Genomic DNA, 2,419 nt, shown 5'->3' on the forward strand with positions numbered 1-2,419 from the left:
GCTGGACACCTGGCTGGGCGAGGGCGGAACCGCCCTGTCCGGCGGGCAGGGGCGGCGCATCGCCCTGGCGCGCACGCTGCTCTCCGACGCGCCGATCCTGATCCTGGACGAACCCGCGACCGGCCTGGACGCCCGAACCGAACGCGACTTCCTGGAGACCCTCTATGCGGTGACGGCCGGCCGCACGGTGATCCTGATCGCGCATCGCCTGGTCGGCGTCGAACGCCTGGACCGCGTCTGGCACCTGACCGCAGGCCACGCGCGCGCCGCCCCCGTCTGAAACGCCGCTCTGCTGACATGCCGTTCTGCTGACATGCCGGCGGCAGGAGGTTGACGGCGCGGCCGCCAGCGGGCACCAAGGCATTATCGTTACGTCGCTGACTTTTCCGCATTGTTGGCGGCCGATTCATCCATCAGCCGACACAAGGGGGAGGGCTGCCGATGCGTCGCCTGTCACTGATTCTGGGTCTCTGCCTTCTGGCGGGTTGCACGAACGGACCGTCTCGGAAATTCGTCGTATTCTTCACGCGTGATTCCAGCCGGCTGGATGATCCGGCCCGCTGGGTCGTCACGCATGCGGCCCAGCAGGCGGCGCTCTATCCGCAGGCATCCGTCAGTGTCGAAGGCTATGCCGCAGCCCATGGCGACCTGTCGGCCGACGCGCTGCTGGCCGTCGACCGGGCGAAGAAGGTGGCGGACCAACTGGTTGCCGACGGAGTCGCCCCCAGCCGTATCCGGCAGACCCCCCGCCCGCCGTCGAACGAGGATGGCGCCGTCGGCGCGCGCCGGGTCGAAATCGAAATCGGTGCTTCCTGATCGCCGGCAGGCCGATGCGCCGGATGCCGGCATGACCGGCCATGTGCCCCCCGACTCGCCGCGCGCGATCCTGGCGCGGGTCTTTGGCTTCCCCGATTTCCGCGGCCTCCAGGAACAGGCGGTCGACGCGGTCATGGCCGGGCGCGATTGCCTGGTCCTGATGCCGACCGGCGGTGGCAAGAGCATCTGCTACCAGGTTCCGGCCCTCAGCCGTCCCGGCACGGGATTGGTGATCTCGCCGCTGATCGCCCTGATGGACGATCAGGTCGCGGCCCTGCGCCAGGTGGGCGTCAATGCCGGCGCGCTTCATTCCGAACTCGAGCCCGAGGACGCGGCCCGGGTGCGCGCGGACCTGGCGGCCGGCCGGCTGGACATCCTGTATGTCTCGCCCGAACGATTGCTGTCTCCCGGCACGCTGGAGCGTCTCTCCCGGCTCGCCATCTCGGTCATCGCGATCGACGAGGCGCATTGCATTTCGGCCTGGGGGCATGAATTCCGTCCGGAATACCGCGCGCTGGCCAGCCTGCCCGAGCATTTCCCCGGGGTGCCGCGCATCGCGCTGACCGCCACCGCCGACCCGCGCACCCAGGCCGATATTCTCGATGCGCTGGCCATGCCGGACGCGACCGTACTGCGGGCCAGCTTTCACCGGCCCAACCTGGATATCGCGGTCCGGCCCAAGACCGCGGAAACGCGGCAGTTGCTCGACGTGCTGGACCGCCACGGCGGCGAGGCGGTGATCGTCTATTGCGGCAGCCGCAACAAGACCGAACGCGTGGCCCGCTCCCTGCGTGAGCGCGATTGGCCCGCCCTGCCGTTTCACGCCGGCCTGTCGCCGATCGAAAAGCGCGCGGCATTGCTTCGTTTTCGCTCGGGCGAACCGGTGGTGATCGTCGCGACCATCGCATTCGGCATGGGGATCGATCGGCCGGATGTCCGGGCGGTGGTGCATCTGGACATGCCGTCCTCGCCCGAGGCCTATTACCAGCAGATCGGCCGGGCCGGCCGCGACGGCGAAAAATCGGACACGGTCCTGCTCTATGGCGGCGACGACATCGCCCGCGCCCGCCACTGGCTGGAGCAGTCCAGCGCCCCCGACATCCAGAAACGGGTCATGAGCGCGCGGCTTGAGGCGATGATCGCGCTGACCGAAACCACCGGCTGCCGGACCCAGGCGCTGCTGGCCTGTTTCGGCGAGAACCTGGCCGAACCCTGCGGTCATTGCGACAATTGCCGCAACCCGGTGGCGTCGTTCGACGGCACGGTCGAGGCGCAGAAGGTGCTTTCGGCCATCTATCGCATCGGCCAGAAATTCGGCGCGGTGCATGTCGCCTCGGTGCTGCGGGGCAAGGATAGCGAGATGGCGGCGCGCCACAGCCATGACCGGCTGACCGTGTTCGGCATCGGCCGCGACAGGCCGGAACTGTTCTGGCGCGGGGTGATCCGGCAATTGATCGCGCGGGGCGCGATCCGCGTTTCGGGTGAATTCAACGCCCTGGCCTTGAACCAGGACGTGGCGCGCCCCATCCTGCGGGGCGAGGAACGGGTGATGCTGCGCGACGACGCGGCCGACGCCCTGCGTGCCGCGGGCAGCGCGCGCACC

General features: G+C 69.1%; 3 protein-coding genes. All 3 read left to right on the forward strand.

Annotation, left to right across the window (positions count from 1 at the left end):
• The coding region (locus HUK84_RS14975) for an ATP-binding cassette domain-containing protein (RefSeq protein WP_176640997.1) at positions 1-280 on the forward strand (280 nt) is incomplete at its 5' end.
• 161 nt (positions 281-441) lie between these two features.
• Positions 442-816, forward strand: coding sequence for an OmpA family protein (locus HUK84_RS14980; RefSeq protein ID WP_176640998.1), 375 nt, complete (start codon positions 442-444; stop codon positions 814-816).
• 31 nt (positions 817-847) lie between these two features.
• Positions 848-2,419: RecQ family ATP-dependent DNA helicase (locus tag HUK84_RS14985; protein ID WP_176640999.1), on the forward strand; the 1,572-nt coding region annotated here is incomplete at its 3' end.

The organism is Nguyenibacter vanlangensis (genome assembly GCF_013376155.1).
In the GTDB taxonomy this organism is placed as follows: domain Bacteria; phylum Pseudomonadota; class Alphaproteobacteria; order Acetobacterales; family Acetobacteraceae; genus Gluconacetobacter; species Gluconacetobacter vanlangensis.

Excerpts from the sequence above, each read along its gene's own strand:
- HUK84_RS14980 (WP_176640998.1), top strand. The coding sequence starts at position 442 with ATGCGTCGCCTGTCACTGATTCTGGGTCTCTGCCTTCTGGCGGGTTGC.